The 22,168-nt window shown below is 66.7% G+C and carries 21 protein-coding genes and 1 riboswitch; of the genes, 8 read left to right on the forward strand and 13 right to left on the reverse strand.

All coding sequences use genetic code 11. From position 1 onward, the window contains the following. Positions 1-104: 104 nt before the first annotated feature. The 4 genes from EGT50_RS13435 to thiO all read right to left on the reverse strand — a co-directional run bounded on the left by EGT50_RS13435 (position 105) and on the right by thiO (position 2,856). Positions 105-668, reverse strand: a complete 564-nt coding sequence (locus tag EGT50_RS13435; RefSeq protein ID WP_235870744.1) for a pentapeptide repeat-containing protein — start codon at positions 666-668, stop codon at positions 105-107. A 148-nt stretch (positions 669-816) separates the two neighbouring features. After that, positions 817-1,575 carry a thiazole synthase gene (gene thiG, locus EGT50_RS13440; RefSeq protein WP_127955151.1) on the reverse strand — a complete coding sequence of 253 codons (759 nt, stop codon included), beginning with the start codon at positions 1,573-1,575 and terminating at the stop codon, positions 817-819. Next, positions 1,568-1,777, reverse strand: coding sequence for a sulfur carrier protein ThiS (thiS, locus tag EGT50_RS13445; protein WP_127955152.1), 210 nt, complete (start codon positions 1,775-1,777; stop codon positions 1,568-1,570). The genes thiG and thiS overlap by 8 nt, the downstream gene beginning before the upstream one ends. An 11-nt stretch (positions 1,778-1,788) precedes the next feature. Further along, a complete protein-coding gene (gene thiO / locus EGT50_RS13450; RefSeq protein WP_127955153.1) occupies positions 1,789-2,856 on the reverse strand; it encodes a glycine oxidase ThiO in 1,068 nt (355 codons plus the stop codon). Beyond that, positions 2,856-2,966, reverse strand: a riboswitch (TPP riboswitch). Its footprint overlaps the gene before it by 1 nt. Before the next feature lie 26 nt (positions 2,967-2,992). On the opposite strand from thiO, the gene thiE reads away from it, so the two are divergent. Beyond that, complete coding sequence (thiE, locus tag EGT50_RS13455; RefSeq protein ID WP_127955154.1) at positions 2,993-3,685, forward strand: thiamine phosphate synthase; 693 nt, start codon at positions 2,993-2,995, stop codon at positions 3,683-3,685. A gap of 8 nt (positions 3,686-3,693) precedes the next feature. Here thiE and EGT50_RS13460 read toward each other — a convergent pair whose 3' ends face one another. Further along, positions 3,694-4,089 (reverse strand): hypothetical protein, encoded by a 396-nt coding sequence (locus tag EGT50_RS13460; protein WP_127955155.1) that lies wholly within the window; start codon positions 4,087-4,089, stop codon positions 3,694-3,696. Positions 4,090-4,274: 185 nt separating this feature from the next. Here EGT50_RS13460 and EGT50_RS13465 point away from each other — a divergent pair, with 185 nt between their 5' ends. Together EGT50_RS13465 and EGT50_RS13470 are read left to right on the forward strand one after the other, a co-directional pair. Beyond that, a complete protein-coding gene (locus EGT50_RS13465; RefSeq protein WP_127955156.1) occupies positions 4,275-4,673 on the forward strand; it encodes a phage holin family protein in 399 nt (132 codons plus the stop codon). A 138-nt stretch (positions 4,674-4,811) separates the two neighbouring features. Next, complete coding sequence (locus EGT50_RS13470; RefSeq protein WP_127955157.1) at positions 4,812-5,222, forward strand: pyridoxamine 5'-phosphate oxidase family protein; 411 nt, start codon at positions 4,812-4,814, stop codon at positions 5,220-5,222. A gap of 13 nt (positions 5,223-5,235) precedes the next feature. On the opposite strand, the gene EGT50_RS13475 is transcribed toward EGT50_RS13470, so the two are convergent. Continuing rightward, positions 5,236-6,075: an NUDIX hydrolase gene (locus EGT50_RS13475; RefSeq protein ID WP_127955158.1), complete on the reverse strand. Its 840-nt coding sequence runs from the start codon at positions 6,073-6,075 to the stop codon at positions 5,236-5,238. Between the two features lie 158 nt (positions 6,076-6,233). On the opposite strand from EGT50_RS13475, the gene EGT50_RS13480 reads away from it, so the two are divergent. From EGT50_RS13480 to EGT50_RS13490, 3 genes are read left to right on the forward strand one after another with little or no spacing between them, the layout of a single operon-like run. After that, a complete protein-coding gene (locus EGT50_RS13480) occupies positions 6,234-7,598 on the forward strand; it encodes a hypothetical protein (protein ID WP_206615823.1) in 1,365 nt (454 codons plus the stop codon). After that, the gene (locus EGT50_RS13485) at positions 7,595-8,572 is read left to right on the forward strand and encodes a transporter substrate-binding domain-containing protein (protein WP_127955159.1); all 978 of its coding nucleotides are present in this window, start codon (positions 7,595-7,597) and stop codon (positions 8,570-8,572) included. Before EGT50_RS13480 ends, EGT50_RS13485 begins: the two co-directional genes overlap by 4 nt. 23 nt (positions 8,573-8,595) lie before the next feature. Beyond that, positions 8,596-10,851 carry a serine/threonine-protein kinase gene (locus EGT50_RS13490; protein ID WP_127955160.1) on the forward strand — a complete coding sequence of 752 codons (2,256 nt, stop codon included), beginning with the start codon at positions 8,596-8,598 and terminating at the stop codon, positions 10,849-10,851. Positions 10,852-10,886: 35 nt separating this feature from the next. On the opposite strand, the gene ctaD is transcribed toward EGT50_RS13490, so the two are convergent. The 4 genes from ctaD to fgd all read right to left on the reverse strand — a co-directional run bounded on the left by ctaD (position 10,887) and on the right by fgd (position 17,069). Then, positions 10,887-12,635, reverse strand: a complete 1,749-nt coding sequence (ctaD, locus tag EGT50_RS13495) for an aa3-type cytochrome oxidase subunit I (RefSeq protein ID WP_127955161.1) — start codon at positions 12,633-12,635, stop codon at positions 10,887-10,889. Between the two features lie 86 nt (positions 12,636-12,721). Then, a complete protein-coding gene (locus EGT50_RS13500) occupies positions 12,722-13,912 on the reverse strand; it encodes an acetate kinase (protein WP_127955162.1) in 1,191 nt (396 codons plus the stop codon). Further along, on the reverse strand, positions 13,909-16,005 hold the full coding sequence (pta, locus tag EGT50_RS13505; protein WP_127955163.1) for a phosphate acetyltransferase: 2,097 nt from the start codon (positions 16,003-16,005) through the stop codon (positions 13,909-13,911). Before pta ends, EGT50_RS13500 begins: the two co-directional genes overlap by 4 nt. Before the next feature lie 50 nt (positions 16,006-16,055). Beyond that, a complete protein-coding gene (gene fgd, locus EGT50_RS13510; RefSeq protein WP_127955164.1) occupies positions 16,056-17,069 on the reverse strand; it encodes a glucose-6-phosphate dehydrogenase (coenzyme-F420) in 1,014 nt (337 codons plus the stop codon). A gap of 320 nt (positions 17,070-17,389) precedes the next feature. Here fgd and EGT50_RS13515 point away from each other — a divergent pair, with 320 nt between their 5' ends. Further along, on the forward strand, positions 17,390-18,388 hold the full coding sequence (locus EGT50_RS13515) for an alpha/beta hydrolase (protein WP_127955165.1): 999 nt from the start codon (positions 17,390-17,392) through the stop codon (positions 18,386-18,388). Between the two features lie 53 nt (positions 18,389-18,441). Further along, positions 18,442-19,200 (forward strand): HAD-IIA family hydrolase, encoded by a 759-nt coding sequence (locus EGT50_RS13520; protein WP_127955310.1) that lies wholly within the window; start codon positions 18,442-18,444, stop codon positions 19,198-19,200. 26 nt (positions 19,201-19,226) lie between these two features. Here EGT50_RS13520 and EGT50_RS13525 read toward each other — a convergent pair whose 3' ends face one another. The 3 genes from EGT50_RS13525 to EGT50_RS13535 all read right to left on the reverse strand — a co-directional run bounded on the left by EGT50_RS13525 (position 19,227) and on the right by EGT50_RS13535 (position 22,168). Further along, positions 19,227-20,369, reverse strand: a complete 1,143-nt coding sequence (locus EGT50_RS13525; RefSeq protein ID WP_235870745.1) for a serine hydrolase domain-containing protein — start codon at positions 20,367-20,369, stop codon at positions 19,227-19,229. A 120-nt stretch (positions 20,370-20,489) separates the two neighbouring features. After that, positions 20,490-21,725, reverse strand: a complete 1,236-nt coding sequence (locus EGT50_RS13530; RefSeq protein WP_127955167.1) for an O-succinylhomoserine sulfhydrylase — start codon at positions 21,723-21,725, stop codon at positions 20,490-20,492. Beyond that, on the reverse strand, positions 21,722-22,168 hold the full coding sequence (locus EGT50_RS13535) for a rhodanese-like domain-containing protein (protein WP_127955311.1): 447 nt from the start codon (positions 22,166-22,168) through the stop codon (positions 21,722-21,724). The genes EGT50_RS13530 and EGT50_RS13535 overlap by 4 nt, the downstream gene beginning before the upstream one ends.

The raw sequence follows: 22,168 nt of genomic DNA on the forward strand, positions 1-22,168 counted from the left end.
ACCACTTTGCCGAAACATCCTCACCAGCGCACCGAAGCCAGGTTCATTGCCGCGTCATACCCGGGGACGACTCCGACTCGAATCGTGCCGGAGATCACAACCATTCAGCTGCGGACAGCTCCGTCGGGCATGTGTGCGTCGGTGAGATCCGTACCCGCGAGGTCCGCGCTCGTGATCTTCGCGCCGGTCAGGTCCGCGTGCGCGAGGTACGCGCCGGCCAGTCGCGCTCCGGTCAGGTCCGCGTCCTCGAGGTGCGCCGCCGTCATGTACGCGCCGGACAGGTCGGCGCCCGCGAGGTCAGCGTGGTCGAGGTCGGTCTCCGTCAGAAACGACAGCGTCAACACGGCACCGGACAGGTTGGCGTTCGCCAGATGCGTCCCTGTGAAGTCCGCATCGGCGGCGACCGCCCCGGACAGGTTCGCCCCCGTCATATCGGCGCCGCCGAGTTCCGCGGCCGTCAGGTTCGCCCCCGAAAGATCGGTGCCGACCATGTTGGCACCTGTCAGGTTGGCCCCGGCTAGATCTGCACCGGACAAGTCCAGACCGTGGAGGTCCGGAGCTTCGGGTAATTCGTCGCGTCGGGCGTTCCACGCCACGACATCCGAGCGGAGTAGTTCGAGAAGATTGGCACTCATCGTCGACATGGCATCCTCCACTGGAACCAGCACTGCTCCCGAGAGTAGCGCGATTCGACGCAAGACCTGGTATTTCGACCAATCCGTAATCCGCGGAGTGCAGCCTGAGCGCCCACTCCGGCCCCCTGGATCCGTAATCCGCCTCCGTTGGCCCAGGAAATGGGGGCTCAGGACGAACCGATCACATCGGCGACGACGCCTGCGCCCAGAACCGCTTGGGGATGCGCCCGGCGTGCCGGGCCTCGTGGCCAGCGATCACCGCTGCGCGCATCGCTGACGCCATCAGAGCCGGATCATTCGCACGGGTGACCGCGGTCGCGAGCAGCACCGCGTCGCAGCCCAACTCCATCGCGAGAGTCGCGTCGCTCGCGGTACCGATGCCGGCGTCGAGGATGACGGGTACGCCCGCGCCCTCGACGATCATCTCGATGTTGTGCGGGTTCGAGATGCCGAGGCCGGTGCCGATCGGCGCGCCCAGGGGCATAACCGCGGCGCAGCCGACATCCTCGAGCCGCCTCGCAAGCGCCGGATCGTCTGTGGTGTACGGCAGCACGGTGAAACCTTTGTCCACCAATTGCTCTGCAGCGCTGACTAATTCAATCGAGTCAGGAAGCAAGGTGCGCTCGTCGGCGATCACTTCGAGCTTCACCCAGTCGGTCTCGAGAGCCTCGCGCGCGAGCTGAGCTGTAAGCACCGCCTCCGCTGCATCGCGACACCCCGCGGTGTTCGGCAACGGCGCGATGTCGAGCCGACGCAGCAGGTCCAGCACACCTGTGCCACCTGCGGCGTCGACGCGCCGGATCGCGACGGTCGTCAGCTCGGTGCCCGAAGCCACCAGCGCCTCCCCGAGCACTGCGAGGTTCGCGGCACCGCCGGTGCCCATGATCAGGCGCGAGCCGAAGGTACGGTCCGCGATCGTCAGCTTGGGCAGGTCAGCCACCCTGCACCGCCGTGAGGATCTCGATCTCCCAACCACGGCGGACGGATTCGGACCACCGGCCGCGCGGGAACACCACACCGTCGACGGCGACCGCGATTCCACGCTGCGGGAGGTCCAGCTGCTCGAGCAGCCCGGTGACCGTCAACGGTCCGTCGAACTCGCGTTCCTCACCGTTGACGGTGACTCCGATCAACTCGCTCATCCAGTCCTCGCTCATACCTTCGCTAGTGAAAATCGTTCGGCAGTAGCGCTTTCCGCCTCCACCAAGGCTGCCCCTTCAAGGATCGCGACCGTCGCGTCCGCTGTCAGGGGGGCCGTCAGGATGCCGTTGCGGCCGTGCCCGGTCGCGAGAAGCACGCGGTCGGAAACCCGTCCGATGATAGGCAGGTTGTCCGGACTCATAGGGCGCAAACCGGCTTTCGCCTCGTACAGCTCGTACTCGCCGATGGCCGGCATGAGCACCTCGGCGTCGGCGATCAGATCCCGCACCCCGGCCACCGTCACCTGGGTGTCGTGACCTGACTCGTACTGCGTTGCGCCGACCACGATGCCATCTGCGCGCGGTACCAGGTAGGACGGACGGCCATGGACGCTTCCGCGGATCGTGCGCCGTGGCACCGGCGTCACACCGGGCCGCGCCCGCAGACGCAGGATCTCGCCCTTCACCGGCCGCACCGGCAGATCGGGCCACAGCTGGGCGGAGTTCGATCCCGCGGCCAGCACTATCTGGTCCGTGGTCAGCTCGTCCAGATCGGTCACCGCTTGCTCGATCAACAGGACCTCCGCATCGACGGCCGCGGTCCGCAGCGCCCGCATCAACAGCCGGTTGTCGACCGCCAACTCGGTGGGCGCCTGCAAACCGAGCCGGATGCCGCGTCCGAGCGACGGCTCGAGTTCCCGGATCTGCGCCCGGTTCAGCATTCGCAGCTCATGTCCCTGGCGGGCGACCCAGTCGGCGATGGTCTGCAAATCGGCGGCGTCGGCTGCATCGAGCGCAACGGTCAGCGAATCGTCTGAGGTGAACAGTGTCACGCCCGCGATACGCTCGAGTTCCGCACCGAAATCCGGCCACCGCTGCAAAGACTCTGCACCGAACTCGAGCGCCTTCTCCTCACCGGGCCAGCCCTCCGACAGCGGTGCCAGCATGCCGCCGGCGACCCAGGACGCCCCCGAGCCGGGCGTCGGGTCGTACAGTCGAACCGCCCAGCCATGCTGCGCCGCTCGCCACGCTATGGACAGGCCGATCACACCGCCTCCGACGACGGAAACCGATCGGGTCAACTTCGCTCCACCTCACTCCCTGCGCCGGCATGATCCGGATCAGGTATGACGGTCGGGGCCCAGCGGCCCCCTCTCAGCCCCACATACTCGGGACTCCCGTGTTGATTCGTCTGAAGTAGAGACTACCGTTCGAGGTGTGCACGTTTCCCACTCCATCAAGCACCTCACCCCGCGCGAACGCCTCGGTGATGCTCGCTTGTACCTCTGCACCGACGCCCGGCGAGACAAGGGCGATCTTGCCAAGTTCGCCGAAGCTGCATTGGCTGGTGGCGTCGACATCATCCAGCTGCGCGACAAGGGCTCGGTCGGCGAGCGGGAGTTCGGACCGCTCGAGGTAAAGGAGGAGCTGGCGGCGCTCGCAGTGCTCGGTGCTGCGGCCCGACGCCACGGAGCACTGCTCGCCGTCAACGACCGCGCTGACCTCGCACTAGCCGCCGGCGCAGACGTCCTGCACCTCGGCCAGAACGACCTGCCGGTGCACTACGCCCGCCGAATCGTCGGGCCCGACGTCGCCATCGGCCGCTCCACGAGCAACCGCGCACAGGCGAGCCTCGCCGCCATCGAGGAAGATGTCGACTATTTCTGCACCGGCCCGGTTTGGGCGACACCCACCAAACCGGGACGGACTGCATCGGGCATCGAACTGATCCGCAGCACCGCGGACGCAGCACCGACCCGACCGTGGTTCGCGATCGGCGGCATCGATCAGCAGCGCCTACCGGAGATCCTCGAAGCCGGCGCCACCCGGATCGTCGTCGTCCGTGCGATCACGGAAGCCGACGATCCGGAGGCTGCGGCCCGGGAGTTGTCCGACACCCTTCGTGGCTGAGATCCGGGTCAGCAGGTTCCGGCGACCCCGTTCTGCACTGCCTGCTCGACAACGTCCCGGAACTCCTCCGGCAGGTCCTCCCAGCTCGCGAGCGCCGGATCGAGTTCCGGCTTCCCAGCCGCCTCGGCCTGCAGGTTGTACGCGGATGTCCACAGAGAGGTGTTCTCCATCAGCAGCCCCATGAACTCGTCGCCAGCGGCCGCCCGATCGAAGGGCTCGCCGGTCGCCCCGGCCTGCTCCTCCGACGTGTCGATGAGAGTCGCCACCTGGCGGCAAACCTCCGCGATGGCCGCTGTGGTCTCTTCATCCTGAGCAGGCGCTGCGGTGTCCTCGTTGCTGCCACTGCAGCCGGCGAGAACGAGCACGGCTGCGGGGACGATGGCGATCAGGTGTCGAATCTTCATCCCGGCATAGTGCCAGGCTTGTCCGATTTGCGCCATACCAGGGTCGCCGCACCCCGGCCCCCACGGCAACATGTCCGGCGCCGAACCACCCTCGTCACGCCGATCTGCTCGCTACACTCGGCCCCGAATCGACCACCCGGTCTCCTCGTGCGACCGGCGTGGCCCACGACGAAGGGCCGGGCACAATGATTCGCTTTCTCATTCGGACAGCGATCTTCCTCGGATCGGCCGCGATCGGCATCCTGGCGGCCGTGTGGTTGCTGCCGGAGGTGTCGGTGAGCGCGTCCGGGTTCATTACCGCCGTCGTCCTGTTCGCCGTGGCGCAAAGTGTGCTCTCGCCCTACATCACGAAGATCGCGGCAAGGGATGCGCCGGCCTTCCTCGGGGGCATCGGAATCGTCTCGACGTTCGTGGCGCTCGTCATCGCGTCGGTCTTCGGTGGACTGTCGATCTCCGGCTGGCGTACGTGGATCCTCGCGACCATCGTCGTGTGGCTCGTGACCGCTCTCGCCACCGTCCTCCTCCCCATGTTCCTGCTACGGGGCAAATTCGACGATCGCAAGGCGAAGAAGTCCGGGGACTGATCCGTCTGTCCCACAACATCACTCGCGCAACCGAATCGATTAACGGTGCCGCACGAAGCCCGCGGCGTGATCGTCTGGCACGACTGCGCTGCAGCGGGCAGAGTCGGAGTTGAACGCTTGCCGACGATCGGAGGAGACATGCCGGACCAGCCAACCCCCGTAACCGTGCTCACCGAGCAGGAGGCGATGGACCTGCTGTCGACCGAACGGCTGGGCCGTCTCATCGTCGTCGTCGGCGATCAACCCGACATCTTCCCGGTCAACTACGTCGTACACGACGGCAAGCTCTTCTTCCGGAGCGCGGAGGGTGACAAGCTGACCGAACTCGCCCTCGAGCCGCACGTCACCTTCCAGGTCGACCACGCCGAGGAAACCACCGGCTGGAGCATCGTCGTCCGTGGCATCGCACGCACCCTCGTCCGGTTCGACGAGATAAACGCCGCCGAGGAACTCGACCTGAAGTCGTGGGTTCCTAGCGAGAAGTACAACTTCGTCGAGATCCGCCCCACAGAGGTGCACGGGCGCCGCTTCGAGCTCGACCGCGGCTGAATGGTCGCGGGGCTCAGTCCAGCCAGCTCAACACCGTCGACGGTGACAGCGCCAGCACCGAATCGGGCAGACGCGCTCGCAACCCACGATCGGCCGTCACGACCATGGTGAGAACCCCGTCGCGGTCCGCCAGCCGGGCCAACTCGTCGTCACCGCTGCCGAACGCAGCGTGAACCGGGATGCGTTCGTCGCCGTGCCCGGCGCTGCGCGCCCGCCCTTCCAGCACCGCCTCGACGCGCGGTAGCCAACCGAACCCCCCGTCCGGCAGTTCGATCGTGCGTGGAAGCACGAGCGCCAGCTCGCCCAACAGGTGCCTCGTCGCCCCGACGCGATCACGCCACCACCCGTCCGGTCGCGAACCCAGTACGTTCGCGGTGTCGAGCAGTACCCGCACCTCGGTCGCGCGCAAGCTCGGCCACGCATCCGCGAATCCGGGATGCAGCGGCATCCGTGCGACCTCGGACTCGGGCACCCAGCGAAGCTCGGTACTCTCCCCGTTCGGGACCACCGCCAGCGTCTTTTCGGAATCCGCGACGACCGTCGTGTAAGTCCATCCGCCGGCGACGCAGGCTGTTACCCGCTCGGTGCGTACCCGGACCGCACCCACGTCGATTCCGGTCTCCTCGTGAGCCTCCCGCACCGCCGCGTGGATCGTCGTCTCGTGGCTGTCGCGGGCGCCTCCCGGCAACGCCCACGTGCCACCCTGGTGACTCCACGCTGCCCGGTGCTGCAGCAGGATCGCGGCTGAGCCGTCCTCCAACGGGGCGCGGAGCAGTAGGCCTGCCGCGCCGTGCTTACCCCAGTGCCGAACTCCATCCGGGGTCGTTGCCCAACCGTCTCCGTCACCGTGCATGGGGTGTCTCTCACCTGACCTGTCCACCGAGCCGCTCACCTGTCCCCACAGTATTCCCCGCGACGTCCGCGTCCTACAGAACAACCTGGCGGTACTGCTTATATGCTCGGCAGTACGGAAACGGCGAATCAGACCGGACAGCGAACCGAGGATGTGCCGTGGCAGTGCCAGGAATCAATACGCCGGAACGCGAGGAAGTGGTCGCGCCGGACGAAACGATCCGGGAGGGCGCGAATCCCCGTGCCGCTCGGGCGCGGGCACGCGTGCGCCAGATGGCCACCCACGAGTTGCTGCGATCGACCCCCGCGCGGCTGCTCGCCGTCGGTATCGCACTGTTGCTCGGCGCCCTTGCCGCAGGACTGGTGGCATCCGCGGCCGCGAACGACCGGAAACAGGACATCGACACGTTGCTCGCCACGACGGGACCACTCGTCCGCTCGTCGCAGAACCTGTACGCCTCACTGTCCGTCGCGGACACCGCGGCCGCTACCGCGTTCCTGTCCGGCGGGGTCGAGCCGAGAGAGGAACGCGACAGGTACTCGCAGGCGATCGGCACTGCGGCCGCAGAATTGGTCGCGGGGTCGGACGTACTGTCCAGCGACGACACGAGCCGGCGTCTACTGACCGACATCGCGACGAAACTGCCCGTGTACACCGGGCTCGTGGAGACGGCGCGCGCCAACAACCGCGCCGGGAACCCGGTCGGCGGTGCATATCTGGCTGAGGCATCATCGCTGATGCAGGGCGATATCCTCCCACTCGCAGAGGCCCTGCATACCGAACGAGAGGCGGCGATGCTGGCGCCGCAGTCGGAATTCGGTCGGCCGCCTTGGGCCGCGATCGGCTTGCTCATCGTTCTGCTTGCGGCGCTGGTCGCCACCCAGGTCGTGATGGCCCGACGAACCCGGCGCACACTCAACCTCGGCCTGCTGTTCACGACGGCGGCGATGGCCACGCTGCTGGTATGGATGCTGGCCGCCGGACTCATTTCGGCGACGTCGGCGCATCGGGCGTTCCGAGACGGTTCGACCCCGCTCTCGACGCTCTCGTCCGCACAAATCCTCGCCCAGCAAGCCCGCACGCAGGAGATCCTCCAATTGGTCCGGCGGGAAGAACACACCGAACACGGCCGACTCTTCGTCGACAACACCGACGAACTCCGCAACTTGCTTCGCGACTACTCCTCTCCCATCGGCGCCGACGACGTCGACCGGGCCATGCAGGCCTTGGACGAGTGGACGGAGTCCCACCAGAGGATGGCCGGCGCGCTCGAGGTCGGCGACTGGACCACTGCTGCCATGACGACCTTGAGCTCCGAACCCGATTCCACCGCAACGTACTTCGATACCGTCGACGACGCATTGACCGCCGGCGGCGACCGCGCCCGTTCCGAATTCCGCGACAACGTCGCCCGCTCGTCGACAGTGCTGTCGGCGCTCGGCCCCGGCGCCGTGGGGATCACAGTGGTGGCGGCCGTCGCGATCCCGGTGGGCATGTGGCCCCGGCTGAGGGAGTACCAATGACTCGACGTCGTAGGTTGGCAACGACAGCACTGGCTGCCGGAGTTATCGGCGTGATCGTGGGCGGATGTTCTACTCCGCCGGAGCCGTCCGTGCAGCCACCGACCGACACGTACACAGCGCCACCTGTCCCGGCCGGCGCCAGAGTCGTGCCGTCCCTACCGGCGCCCCCGCCCCTGGAGTGCGGCGACCCCACCGCAAGCCTGCGCCCGTTCCCGTCCGGCGAATCGCCGACCGGCCCGACGCTCGACGCGATCCGCGCACGCGGGAAGCTGATCGTCGGACTCGACACCGGCAGCAACCTGATGAGTTTCCGCGATCCCAGCACCGGGACCATCAACGGCTTCGACGTCGACATCGCCCGTGAGATCGCCCGTGACCTGCTGGGCAGTCCCAATCTCGAGTTCCGAATCCTCTCTTATGCGCAGCGGGAGCAGGCCCTTTCCGACAACCAGGTCGACATCGTCGCCAAGACGATGTCGATCACCTGCGAACGGCGCGAAAGGATCGACTTCTCGTCGGTCTACTACGAAGCCCACCAACGCACCCTGGTGACGGCAGGGTCTCCCATCCAGAGCGTCGCCGACCTGGCGGGCCATCGAGTCTGCGTCGGCGAGGGCACGACGCCGGCCGAGCAGGTCTGGAGGCATCAACCCGGCGCCGAGGTCGTCTCGGTGCCGCTGTGGTCCGACTGCCTGGTGATGTTGCAGCAGCATCAGGTGGACGCGATCAACGCCGACGACACCCTGCTGGCCGGACTGGCAACTCAGGACCCCTACACACGGATCATCGGCCCCAGCCTGGGAACCGAGTACTACGGCATCGGCATCGGCAAGGGCAACGACGACCTGGTGCGCTTCGTCAACGGCACACTCGAAAGGATCCGCCGGGACGGCACGTGGGAGACAATCTACGATCGATGGCTCTCCGAACTGGGCCCTTCACCCGGACCACCCCCTGCGACGTACCTGGACTGAGATGCGGAGCGAGCGGAGGACGTATGGCGAGAAAGGAAAAGGAAGCGGAAGAACGCAGAACGAACGATTCCGGCGACGGCGTGTCCACCCAGGCAACCGTCCCTGACGACGAGCCGGTGGCGACCGCCGCACAGGAAGTCATGCCTACCACCGGACGTCGCGCACTCACCCAGCGCGCCCGTAGCCGCCGCCTGCTGGGGGGCGGACTGGTCGAGGTGCCACCGGTTCCCGTACGCGACCCGCAGTCCGTCGTCCTCACCAATCCGCAGGTACCCGAACGGAAGCGGCTCTGCTGGAAGTGCAACCGGCCGGTCGGACGGTCCACGAAGGACTCACCCGGCGCGACATCCGGCATCTGCCCGCACTGCGGTGCCAGCTTCGAGTTCTCCCCGTCGCTGACCCCTGGGACGGTGGTCGCCGGCCAGTACGAGGTCCAGGGATGCATTGCCCACGGCGGCTTGGGCTGGATTTACCTCGCGATCGACCGCAACGTCGACAACCGCTGGGTGGTTCTCAAGGGATTGCTGCAACTCGCCGATGCCGAGGCACGGGCGGTAGCCGCCGCCGAACGCCAGTTCCTCGCCGAGGTGGAGCACCCGAGCATCGTCAAGATCTACAACTTCGTCGAGTACCAGAAGGAAGAAGATGAGGCCTCCGCCGGCTACCTGGTGATGGAGTACGTGGGCGGAAGCTCGCTGCGCGACATCCTCGCCGAGTACGAACGCCCCGATCGACTGCCCGTCGAGCAGGCCATCGCTTACGTCGTCGAGATCCTGCCCGCCCTCGAGTATCTGCACTCAGTCGGCCTGGCCTACAACGACCTCAAACCCGACAACATCATGGTCACCGACGAGCAACTGAAGCTGATCGACCTGGGAGCGGTGGCACCGCTGGAGAGCTACGGGTATCTGTACGGAACACCCGGATTCCAGGCACCGGAGATCACCGAGACCGGACCCACGGTCGCCTCCGATATCTATACCGTTGGACGGACTCTTGCAGCCCTGACCCTGAATCTGCCGATCGAGGAGGGCCACTACGCGGACGGACTCCCGTCGCCGGAGGAGGCACCGCTGCTGGCCGAGTACGACTCCTTTCGGCGACTGCTGCTGCGGGCCATCGATCCCGACCCCAAGCGGCGGTTCCGATCCGCCACCGAGATGTCCGGGCAACTCAGCGGGGTTCTGCGAGAGATCGTCTCCCGACAATCGACGGAGGAACACCCGGTCCTTTCGACGATGTTGACCCGCCAACGGTCGGTGTTCGGCGCGGACGACTTGGTCGAGCAGACCGATGTGTTCGCGGACGGCGTCGAGCGCGAGCGGAAACTGAACCCACACAAGGTGGCTCAGGCTCTTGCCGTTCCGTTGGTCGACCCCGAAGATCCGGGCGCACCCCTGGTTTCCACTGCTGCCCAGAGTGATCCTCGACTGGTGCTCGACGTCCTCGACCGAGCCCGGGAGGGTGATGACGAGGCTTCGGAATCGCTCGAGCTCCAGCTCGCGGAGATACGGGCGCATCTCGACCTCGGTGACGTGAGTCAGGCCCGGCAGTTGCTGCGCCCGCTGGCGTCAGCCCACCCGTATGACTGGCGCATCGATTGGTATCGCGGAATCGCCGCACTGGTCGCGAACGAACTTGCGACTGCCTTCGAGTCGTTCGACGCGGTCAATTCGGCGCTTCCCGGTGAGGTCTCCCCCAAGCTGGCGTTGGCGGCAACAGCCGAACTCCTGCTCACGCGTAGCACCAAAGAAGAGCGCGACCGCTGGCGTCTGCCCGCGTTGGAGAACTACAGGACAGTGTGGTCCATGGACCGCAACATCGTGAGCGCCGCGTTCGGCCTCGCTCGGCGCCTCGCGGCCGACGGCGACGTTCGCGGCGCCGTCGGGGAGCTGGACCAGGTTCCGGTCTTCTCCCGCAGCTACGGCACCGCGCGCATGACCGCAGTCCTGACCTACCTGTCGGTGCGGCCGATCGGCGACATCGACGAAGCGACGCTGCGAGAGTGCGCCCGGCGCGTGGAAGCGTTGCCACACACCGAGATCCGAGGACCTCAGATGCGGACCGTCCTTCTCGGTACGGCGCTGCAGTGGTTACTTGCCGGACACACCCCCACCACCGCACACGAGCCGCTGCTCGACGTCCCCTTCACCGAGCGCGGCCTGCGCGCAGGAACCGAGTCGGCACTACGGGCGATGGCACGCGGCGCACCTACCGCGACCCACCGGTACACACTCGTGGATCTCGCGAACGCGGTACGCCCCCGGAGCCTTTTCTGAGCGAGCCTGTTCTGAGCGAACCTGTCCTGAGCGTCTCAGACCTTGATTACCTGCTTCTGCTCGGCGGCCTTGCCCTTGCCGTGTCCGGGTCCGACGTGGGCCTCGGCCCGCAAGCGCTCGACCATGTGCGGGTAGTGCAGCTCGAACGCCGGACGCTCCGAGCGGATCCGGGGCAGCTCGGTGAAGTTGTGCCGCGGCGGCGGGCAACTGGTCGCCCACTCGAGCGAGTTGCCGTAGCCCCACGGGTCGTCGACGGTCACAACCTGGCCGTAGCGGTAGCTCTTGAAGACGTTCCACAGGAACGGCAGCGTCGAGGCGCCGAGGACGAAAGAGCCGACCGTCGAGATCGTGTTCAGCGTGGTGAACCCGTCGGTGGGCAGGTAGTCCGCGTAGCGGCGCGGCATGCCCTCGGCCCCGAGCCAGTGCTGCACGAGGAAGGTGGCGTGGAATCCGATCATCGTGGTCCAGAAGTGCCACTTGGCCAGGCGCTCGTCCATCAGGCGACCGGTCATCTTCGGGAACCAGAAGTAGATGCCGGCGTAGGTGGCGAACACGATGGTGCCGAACAGGACGTAGTGGAAGTGCGCGACCACGAAGTACGAGTCGGTGACCTGGAAGTCGATCGGCGGGCTCGCCAGCAGCACGCCCGACAGGCCACCGAACAGGAAGGTGACGATGAATCCGACCGAGAACAGCATCGGCGACTCGAAGGTCAGCTGGCCCCTCCACATCGTGCCGATCCAGTTGAAGAACTTCACGCCGGTCGGGACCGCGATCAGGAAGGTCATGAACGAGAAGTAGGGCAGCAGGACCGCGCCGGTGGCGTACATGTGGTGCGCCCACACCGCGATCGACAGCGCCGCGATGCCGATGGTGGCGTAGACCAGGCCGCTGTAGCCGAAGATCGGCTTGCGCGAGAAGACCGGGAAGATCTCCGAGACGATCCCGAAGAACGGCAGCGCGATGACATACACCTCGGGATGGCCGAAGAACCAGAACAGGTGCTGCCACAACATCACGCCGCCGGTGGACGGATCGAACAGATGCGCCCCGAGATGCCGGTCTACCCACAGCCCGATGAGGGCTGCCGCGAGGAGCGGGAAGACCAGCAGGATCAACAAACACGTGATGAGGATGTTCCACGTGAAGATCGGCATCCGGAACATGGTCATGCCGGGTGCACGCAGGCACACGATGGTGGTGATGAAGTTGACACCGCCGAGAATGGTGCCGACACCACCCAGGGTGAGACCGATGATCCACAGATCCGCGCCGAGGCCCGGGCTGTGCGCCATGTTCGTCAGTGGAACGTAGGCGGTCCAACCGAAGTCCGCCGCGCCGCCGGGCGTGATGAAGCCGGCTGCCGCGATCAGTCCACCGAACAGGTACATCCAGTAGCTGAGCGCGTTCAGGCGCGGGAACGCGACGTCCGGAGCGCCGATCTGCAAGGGCACCAAGAAGTTCGCGAAACCGAACACCACCGGGGTCGCGTACAGCAGCAGCATGATCGTGCCGTGCATCGTGAACAGCTGGTTGAACTGCTCGTTCGACAGGAACTGCAGGCCGGGAACCGCGAGCTCGGAGCGCATCAACAGCGCCATCAGGCCGCCGATGAGAAAGAACGCGAACGACGTGACCAGGTACATGATCCCGAGGACCTTGGGATCGGTCGTCGTGATCATCTTGTAGATGAACGAGCCCTTGGGGGCACGACCCGCGGCAGCCGGCCGTGACGGCGTCAACGTTCGTGGTGGAGCGAGATCGATCTCGGGGTTGGCAACCATGTCCGCAATGGTCGGATGTCCGAGTGTTTTCGGGCGAGGGTCCAAAGTCCCGTCGGCGTCGGCCGACCGTCCCCAATATCGGGGAACTACACCAACGCGATCGTCTTTCGTGCGATGGCGAGCTCCTCGTTGGTGGGTATCACGAGAACCTTCACCGCCGACTCGTCGGCGCTGATTCGGCGCTCGCGCTGCTCGGCGGATTCATTGCGATCATGGTCGACCACGATACCCAGACGCCCCAACCCGGCAAGGGCATCGCGGCGGACGTCCGGGTTGTTCTCCCCCACCCCGCCGGTGAAGGTGATGACGTCGACACCGCCGAGCTCGACGAGGTAGGCGCCGATGTAGCGACGAAGCCGATGCACGTACACGTCGTACGCCAGCTTCGCGGCGGGATCGCCTTCGGCCACCATCTCGAGCAGCGAACGGAAGTCGTTCTCCCCACACAGGCCCTTGAGTCCCGAGCGACGGTTGAGCAGGTCGTCCAGCTCGGCACCCTCCATCCCGGCGTTCCGATGCAGGTGCAGGATCACCCCCGGGTCCAGATCGCCACTGCGCGTGCCCATCACCAGGCCCTCGAGTGGCGTCATCCCCATGGACGTGTCGATGGCGCGCCCACCCTGGATCGCCGACGCCGACGCCCCGTTACCCAGGTGAAGGACGATCTGGTCGATCTCGCCGAGCTTCCGGCCGAGGAAGGCGGCCGCCCGTTCACTCACGTACTCGTGCGACGTCCCGTGGAAGCCGTAGCGTCGCACCTCGTTCGCGCGGGCCACCTCCGCGTCGATCGCGTAGGTGGCGGCGGCCTCGGGCATCGTGTGGAAGAAGGCCGTGTCGAACACCACGACATGCGGGACGTCGGGCAGCAACCGTCGCGCCACCTCGATCCCGATGACGTTCGACGGGTTGTGCAGCGGGGCAAGTGGGGACAGGCGTGTGAGCTCTTCGACGACCTCGTCGTCGACGACCGTCGGCTCACTGAACACCGATCCGCCGTGCACGACACGGTGCCCCACCGCCACGACACCCCACTCGTCCAGCGATCGGCCGGCAGCCGCGACGACCTCCTCCACCGCCCGTAGGGCTGCGGTGTGGTCGGCGATGACGAGATTCCGCTCGATCACCCCGCCCGGATGGTCGTAAACGACGTGCCCCGACGACTCTCCGATACGTTCGACCAGCCCAGACCCGACAGCATGCCCAGCGATCGGTTCGACGATCTGAAACTTGATCGACGACGATCCCGAATTGAGCACCAACACAACCGGTTCGGTCATTCCTGCACCCCCTGATCCGAAACTTCCTGAGCCTGGATCGCGGTGATGGCGACGGTGTTGACGATGTCCTGCACGAGTGCCCCGCGGGACAGGTCGTTGACGGGCTTGTTCAGTCCCTGCAGCACCGGGCCGACGGCGATCGCACCGGCACTGCGCTGCACCGCCTTGTAGGTGTTGTTGCCGGTGTTCAGGTCCGGGAACACGAACACCGTCGCGCGGCCCGCCACCTGCGACCCGGGTAGCTTGGCGAGGGCGACCGTCGGCTCGACAGCGGCGTCGTACTGGATCGGGCCCTCCACCAACAGGTCCGGGCGGCGCTCGTGCACCAGTGCGGTCGCGGTGCGCACCTTGTCGACCCCGATCCCTCTCCCGGAGTCACCCGTCGAGTACGACAACATCGCGACCCGAGGCTCGATTCCGAAACGGGCCGCGGTCTCCGCCGACGAGATCGCGATGTCGGCGAGCTGCTCGGCCGTCGGGTCGGGCACCACCGCACAGTCGCCGTAGGCCAGTACTCGATCCGCCAGGCACATCAGGAAGACACTGGACACCGTCGACACGCCCGGCTTCGTCCTGATGATCTCGAGCGACGGCCGGATCGTGTGGGCCGTCGTGTGCGCGGCACCGGACACCATGCCGTCCGCAATGCCCCTGTGTACCATCATCGTTCCGAAGTACGAGATGTCACCCATGATCTCACGGGCACGCTCGATAGTCATGCCACGGCTCGCCCGAAGCCGCGCGTACTCGGCGGCGAACTCGGACAGGTACTCCGAGCGTTTCGGATCGAGCACCGTCGCCGACGACAGGTCCACGCCGAGTTCGGCCGCCCGGGCACGGACCTTGGTCTCCTCGCCGAGGATGGTCAGGTCCACGACGCGTCGGCGTAGCAGTCGCCCGGCCGCGCGCAGCACGCGGTCGTCGTCCCCTTCGGGCAGGACAATCCGTTTGCGTTGCGCCCGAGCCCGATCCAATAGTTGGAACTCGAACATCTGCGGTGTCACCACCGACGGCAACGTCACCCGGAGCCGCTCGATGAGCGTCGGGGCATCCACTCTCCGCTCCATCAGCCCGAGCGCGGTGTCGACCTTGCGCAGCGAGCCCACCGAGATGCGACCGCGAGTCTGTGCGGCCATGTTCGCGGTCTCGAACGAACCGAACTTCGTGGCCAGGATCGGCAAACGCGGGCGCAGTCCGGCGATCAGGCGTGCCACCGATGGGTGCGGTTGGATCCCCCCGCTCATCACGATCCCCGACAGGGACGGAAAGCCTTGCGCATCGTGGGCGTTCACGAGTGCGAGCAGCGCGTCCGAACGGTCTCCCGGGACGATCACCATCCAGCCCTCGGCGATCCGTTCGAGAATGTGCTCGGCAGTCATCGCTCCGACGGCCACCGCCAGCGCCTCGCGCTGCAGCAGCGCCGTGTCACCGGAGTACAGTTCGCCGTCGACCGCTTGCAGGAGTTCGGCGACCGTGGGCGCGACGAGCAGCGGGTCCTCCGGCAAGCTCCACACTGGAACCCCCGCGGCCTCCGGTGCGGCGGCGTATTCTTCGAGTCGGTCCGGATCGCAGCGATTGACGACGATCGCGACCAGATGGGCATGGTGCGCGGCCAGTTCGGCGACACACACGTTGGCGAGTTGCGCCACCTCGTGCGGGCTACGACGGGCGCCGCGCAGCGTCAGCAACAGGGGCGCCGCGAGGTTGGCGGCGATTCGTGCGTTGTAGCCGAGTTCGCTGGGGCTGGGGACGTCGGTGTAGTCGGACCCGACGATCACCACCGCGTCACATTCCTCTGCCACCTGGTGGTATCGCGACACGATCTCGCTCAGTGCCCCGTCCGGATCGCTGTGCACCTGCTCGTACGTCGCGCCTACGCACTGCTCGTAGGTCAGGTCCGCCGTCGTGTGCTCGAGCAACAGTTCGAGGATGTGGTCGGTCTCGTCGGTGCTGCGCGCGATCGGACGGAACACTCCGACCCGAGCCGTGCAGGCGCACAGCATCTGCAGGACACCGAGCGCGACGGTGGACTTGCCGGCATCCCCTTCCGGCGAAGCGATGTACACGCTCGACACGGTGTCCAAATCAGCCATGAGCGACAGCCTAGTGACGCCTTACGCCCATGTGCTGCGCGCGGCTCCAGCTACGCCAGGGCGCGCAGACGCGGGGCGAGATCGCGCTCGAAGAGGTCGAGAAACCGCTTCTGGTCGTGGCCGGGCGCATGGAACACCAGGTGGTTGAGGCCCACGTCCAGGTACGGCTTGATCATCTCGACTGCCTCGTCGGGATCCGACGACACGATCCAGCGCTTGGCGATCTGCTCGATCGGCAACGCGTCGGCAGCGGCCTCCATCTCGATCGGGTCGTCGATGCTGTGCTTCTGCTCTGCCGTGAGTGACAGCGGTGCCCAGAACCGAGTGTTGTCGAGTGCGGCGTCGGGATCGGTGTCGTACGAGATCTTGATCTCGATCATGCGGTCGATGTCAGCGAAGTTCCGAGTCACCTTTTCGGCCCCCTCACGCACGGCTGGCATCAACTTCTCGGTGTAGAGGTCCATCCCCTTGCCGGACGTGCAGATGAAGCCGTCGCCCGCACGCCCTGCGTAGCGCGCGACGACCGGGCCGCCGGCCGCGATGTAAACGGGGATCCCGCCCTCGGGGACGTCGTAGATGGAGGCGCCCTTGGTGCTGTAGTACTCGCCCTCGAAATCGACCCGGTCACCGGTCCACAGCTGACGCATGAGCTGCACCGATTCGCGCAGCCGGGCAAAACGCTCCTTGAACTCGGGCCAGTCGCCCTTGAAGCCGGTGGCTATCTCGTTGAGCGCCTCCCCGGTGCCGACACCGAGCATCACCCTCCCCGGGTACAGGCAGCCCATCGTCGCGAAAGCCTGCGCGACGACCGCCGGGTTGTAGCGGAACGTCGGGGTCATCACCGACGTTCCGAGCTGGAGGCGCTGCGTGCGCTCACCGACCGCGGTCATCCACGCGATCGAGAACGGGGCGTGGCCACCCTTGTGGCGCCAGGGCTGGAAGTGGTCACTTACGGTGACGCTGTCGAGGCCGTGTTCCTCGGCCATCACGCCCAGCTCGACCAGATCGCGCGGGCCGAACTGCTCCGCGGAGGCCTTCAATCCCAACTTCAGTCCCTGTACCACCGCTGCTCCGATCGTCTACCTGATTCGATTGCCTTCGAGTATGCCCCTCGACGGAAGTGGGCTACAGGCCGACCTCATCGGCACCCGTTGGCGGCGCACCCTTGATCGCGACCGACGACACCTCCAAGAGACCGAATCATGTTGCCTCCCATACCGACCGATACCGAGCGATGCCGACATCCGGAACGCAGTGGACGCAAAGGGCGACATACAGCGTCGACGATCCAGGATCGGCAACCTCGTCTGCGGCGCGCCGATATGCTGGTCTGAGCTTCACTCAGCCGGAAAGCAATTCGCGCCGATTCGGCCGGAGGTGCGTGATGAGACGTTTCGGAGCAACGGCCGTAAGGCGGATCCTCCAAGTTCTCGGTCTCGTCGGAACCCTCGTGGTCACGCTGCTCGGAGGGGCACCCCTGGCGCACACCGCCCCGGAGAACGCCGCGTACGTCGCAGAAGCCGTCGAGGTGAGCAAAAGCGTGACGCGCGTTTCGGTGTACTCGCCGTCCATGGACCGTGTCATCACGAGCGACGTCATCCATCCCGTCGGGGGCGGGCCCGCGCCGACTTTCTACCTCCTCACCGGGATCGGCGGCGGCGAAGACGGCATTTCTTGGTTCAACAACACCTCGATCACCGAGTTCTTCGCCGACAAGCACGTCAACGTGGTGCTGCCGGTTGGCGGCAAGTTCTCGATGTACACCGACTGGGTTGCCGACGACCCGGTGCTCGGGCGCAACAAGTGGCAGACGTTTCTCACCCGTGAACTTCCGCCGGTGATCGATCGCCAGTTCCAGACCACCGGCGTCAACGCGATCGGCGGGGTGTCGATGGGCGCCGGACCGGTGCTCGACCTCGCGATCCAGGCACCGGACGTCTACCGCGCGGTCGGCTCGTACAGCGGGTGTGCACGGACCAGCGACGCCAACGGGCAGGCGATGGTCCGGTCGATGGTCGAGCTACGCGGCGGCGGTAACGCCGCCAACATGTGGGGTCCGATCGGTGGCCCGCTGTGGGTGCAACACGACCCCTTCGTTCAGGCAGAGAAGTTGCGAGGCAAGGCCCTGTTTTTGTCGGCTGCGTCCGGGATGCCCGGTGAGATCGACAACCACAATCCGCTGCTGACCATCCCGCAGGCGATCGGTGGTGGTGTCGTGGAGGCGATCACGCAGGGCTGCACCGCGGTGATGGATGCGCGTCTGCGCTCGCTCGGGATCCCCGCGACGGTCGTCTACCGTGACGAGGGCAGTCACTCGTGGGGACTGTTCGAGGCCGAGATGCGGGACTCGTGGCCCGTGATCGGGCCGGCGATCGGAGCCTGACGGATACTGGGGTCGTGAGTACCGAAGAACGGAACCCCGGCTGGGCCTATCTCATGGACATGGACGGGGTGCTCGTCCATGAGGAACACATCATCCCCGGTGCGGACGCCTTCCTGGCGGAGCTGCAGGAGTCCGGAACACCCTTCATCGTCCTGACGAACAACTCCATCCGGACCCCGCGCGATCTGCGCGCCCGGTTGCTGCGCAGCGGACTCGACATTCCCGAGAAGTCGATCTGGACGTCGGCGCTGGCCACGGCGAACTTCCTGGACAACCAGCGTCCCGGCGGAAGTGCCTACGTCGTGGGCGAATCCGGGCTCACCACGGCACTGCACGAGATCGGGTACGTCCTCACCGACAACGACCCCGACTACGTCGTTCTGGGCGAGACGCGGACCTACTCGTTCGAGGCGATCACGACCGCCATCCGTCTGGTCGAACGCGGCGCTCGGTTCATAGCGACCAACCCGGACGCCACCGGCCCGTCCCGCGACGGTTCGCTGCCGGCGACGGGATCGGTCGCGGCGCTCATCACCCGGGCCACCGGCCGTGACCCGTACTACGTGGGCAAGCCGAACCCGTTGATGATGCGGTCGGCGCTGCGGGCGATCGGCGCCCACTCCGAGAGCACACTGATGATCGGCGACCGGATGGACACCGACGTGGTGGCCGGCCTCGAGGCGGGCCTGCAGACCATCCTCGTCCTCACCGGTATCTCCACCCGCGGGACCGTCGAGATGTTCCCGTACCGGCCGACCCGCGTGCTCGACTCGGTGGCAGATCTGGTGGGACACACCGCGAACCCGTTCTGAACCAGAGTCTTTGACCCCATTGCGGGTCACCCGATTGCGGCGTACGTGGCCTCGAGCAGACGGTAGGCGCGGCGGTCACCCGCGAAGTAGTCACGCTTGAGGTTTGGCACGAACGCGAACGAGAGGCCGCGGTCGGGGTCCCCGAGTCCGACGGCGCCGCCCGCTCCCGGGTGCCCGAACACACTCGCGCGGGCGGCCTCGGGCAGCTCGAAACTCTGTGCAGGAAGCATGAACCCGAGTCCATAGGCACTGTCGGTCAACAGCACCCGGTCCCGACCGCGGACTCGTTCACGCAGCGCGTCCCGCAGTGTCTCGGCACGCAGAGTCACCCCTTGCATGAGATCCCGGTAGAACCGGGCCAGCCCACGCGCCGTGGCGACCATGCCCGACGCCGGCCAGCCAGCGGACAGCATTGCCGGATGGTTGAATGACGCAATCGGGTTGGTCGTCGCCCGGAACAGCAGCGAACCTGGCTCGGAGTAGGCTGCGCTGATCCGGGTCTGGGTCGCGGTATCGGTGAGCGGCGATTCAGGTTCCCCGCGGCGAGGGACGCTGATCCGGGCCGCGCGCGCAATGGTCTCGGATGGAGCCCCGATCCACAGGTCCGAGCTGAACTCGTCGCGCGCGAACCGTCCCACCGTTGTCCCCGTGTGGCGGCGGACCAACTCGCCGATCAGCCAACCGAACGTGAGGGCGTGATAGCCGTGCGCGGTCCCGGGCTCCCACTCGGGTGCCTGGCGGGCAAGACGCTCGGCCGTCGCGACCGGATCCGCCGCATCCGCCACCGAAATCGGACCGTCGAACGCCGGCAGCCCGGCCTGGTGGGTGAGCAGGTGCTCTACAGTAATCTCGTCCTTGCCGTTCACCGCGAACTCCGGCCACCACCGCGCGACGGGCTCGTCGAGTGCGACGTGGCCGCGTTCGGCGAGCAGCAGCGCCGCCGCCGTCGTCACCGCCTTCGTGCACGAGAACACCACACACGGGGTGTCGCGCAACCACGGCCGTCCGGTGCGCCGGTCCGCCACACCGCCCCACAGGTCGACGACCGGGAGGCCGTTGAGAAACACCGCCACCGCGGCGCCCAGATTCGACCCGTCCGCGAAGCTCTCCTCGAACACTTCCCGGACGCCCTCGAACGCCGAATCACAGTGACCCTGTACAGATGTCATAAACACCTCGAATCGGGCACGCCCCCGCGTCCCCGAGTGCCAGGTTAGGCCGCCCGCCGCAAGAGCGCGACCGAATCCGCCCGGTATCCACTCCTCGCGCTCACGCTCGGGCAGAGGCCGTCAGCGCAACGCCTGTGCCAGATCCTCGAGCAGGTCCTCTGGATCTTCCAGGCCCACCGAGATCCGCACAACGCCGTCGGACAGGCCGATCGCGGCACGTCCCTCCGGTCCCATCGCACGGTGCGTCGTGGTGGCCGGGTGGGTGACGAGCGTCTTGGAGTCCCCGAGGTTGTTGGAGATGTCGACGACGCGCAGCTTGTTCAGAACCTCGAACGCCCGCTTCTTGGCGGCGTCCTCTCCGCCTCCCGGCGGGGTTTCCAGCTCGAACGTGACGACGGTGCCACCACCGCTCATCTGTGACTTCGCCAGGTCGTGCTGTGGATGCGACTCGAGGAACGGGTACTTGACCCAGCCCACCGACGCCTCGGCCTCCAGGAACTGCGCGATCCGAAGCGCACTGTCCGTCGAGTGGCGCACCCGCAGCGGCATCGTCTCGAGGCCCTTGAGCAGGGTGTGCGCGTTGAATGGGCTCAGCGCCGGACCGGTGTGCCGGACGAGCTGCTGCACCGGACCGTCGATGTAGTCCTGCGGGCCGAGGATCGCGCCACCGAGGACGCGGCCCTGGCCGTCGATGTGCTTGGTGCCCGAGTAGACGATCACGTCGGCACCGAGGTCGAGGCTGCGCTGGAGCAGCGGTGTCGCGAAGACGTTGTCGATGACCACCTTCGCACCGGCGGCGTGTGCCATCTCGGACACCTTGCGGACGTCGACGAGGGTTTGCATCGGGTTCGAAGGCGTTTCGAAGAACACGGCCGTGGTCGGCACTGACAGCGCCTGTTCCCACTGGTCGAGGTCCTCGCCGTCGACGAACACGGTCTCCACGCCCCATCGGGGCAGGATCTCGTTGCACACCACGAAGCACGACCCGAACAGGCTGCGGGCCGCGACGAGGCGATCGCCCTCGGCGAGCAGCGCACCGAGCGAGGTGAACACCGCGGACATCCCGGACGCGGTCGCGTAGCAGCCCTCGGCACCGTCGAGTAGCCGCAGGCGTTCCTCGAACATCTTCACGGTCGGGTTCCCGTACCGGGAGTAGACGAAGTGCTCGATGTCGCCGGCGAACGCCTGCTCAGCAGCTTCAGCGGACTCGTACACGAATCCCGAGTTGAGATAGATCGCCTCGGACGTCTCCTCGAATCCCGATCGCAGGGTGCCGCCGCGGACGCCGACCGTAGCCGGGCGCACCGAATCGGGCAGCACCCGCCGGAAGGAACCACCTTGCGGGATGCTGCTCATGACTGCCTCCATGGCAGGCCCACGGCCCGCCAGCCCGTGGTGCCGCGGTGCCCGTCCGCGCCCAGCCCGCCCTCGAAGCCGTCGAGCACGTTGTAGGAGGGACCGATGCCGGCCGCGGTCGCGGCCTCGGCTGCACCGATGGAACGTTGACCCGAGCGACACAGGAAGATCACCGGACGGGTCTGCTCGTCCCCAGCGGTCTCACTCTCAAGTGTGCCGACGATTCCGGCCGCGCCGAGCTGGTCGACGAAGGACTCGTTGGGCGCGCCGCTGGGGTAGCTCACCCATTCGACGAGCACGGTCCGGCGGTCGATCGACGTCGTGTCGGGGACCCCGACGTAGCGCCATTCCGCGTCGGTTCGCACATCCACGAGCACGGCTTCCGGATGTGCACGCAACATGTCCCATGCCTGCTGCGGCGTTATGTCACCTGCGTAGCTCAC

Source organism: Rhodococcus xishaensis (assembly GCF_004011825.1).
In the GTDB taxonomy this organism is placed as follows: Bacteria; Actinomycetota; Actinomycetes; order Mycobacteriales; family Mycobacteriaceae; genus Prescottella; species Prescottella xishaensis.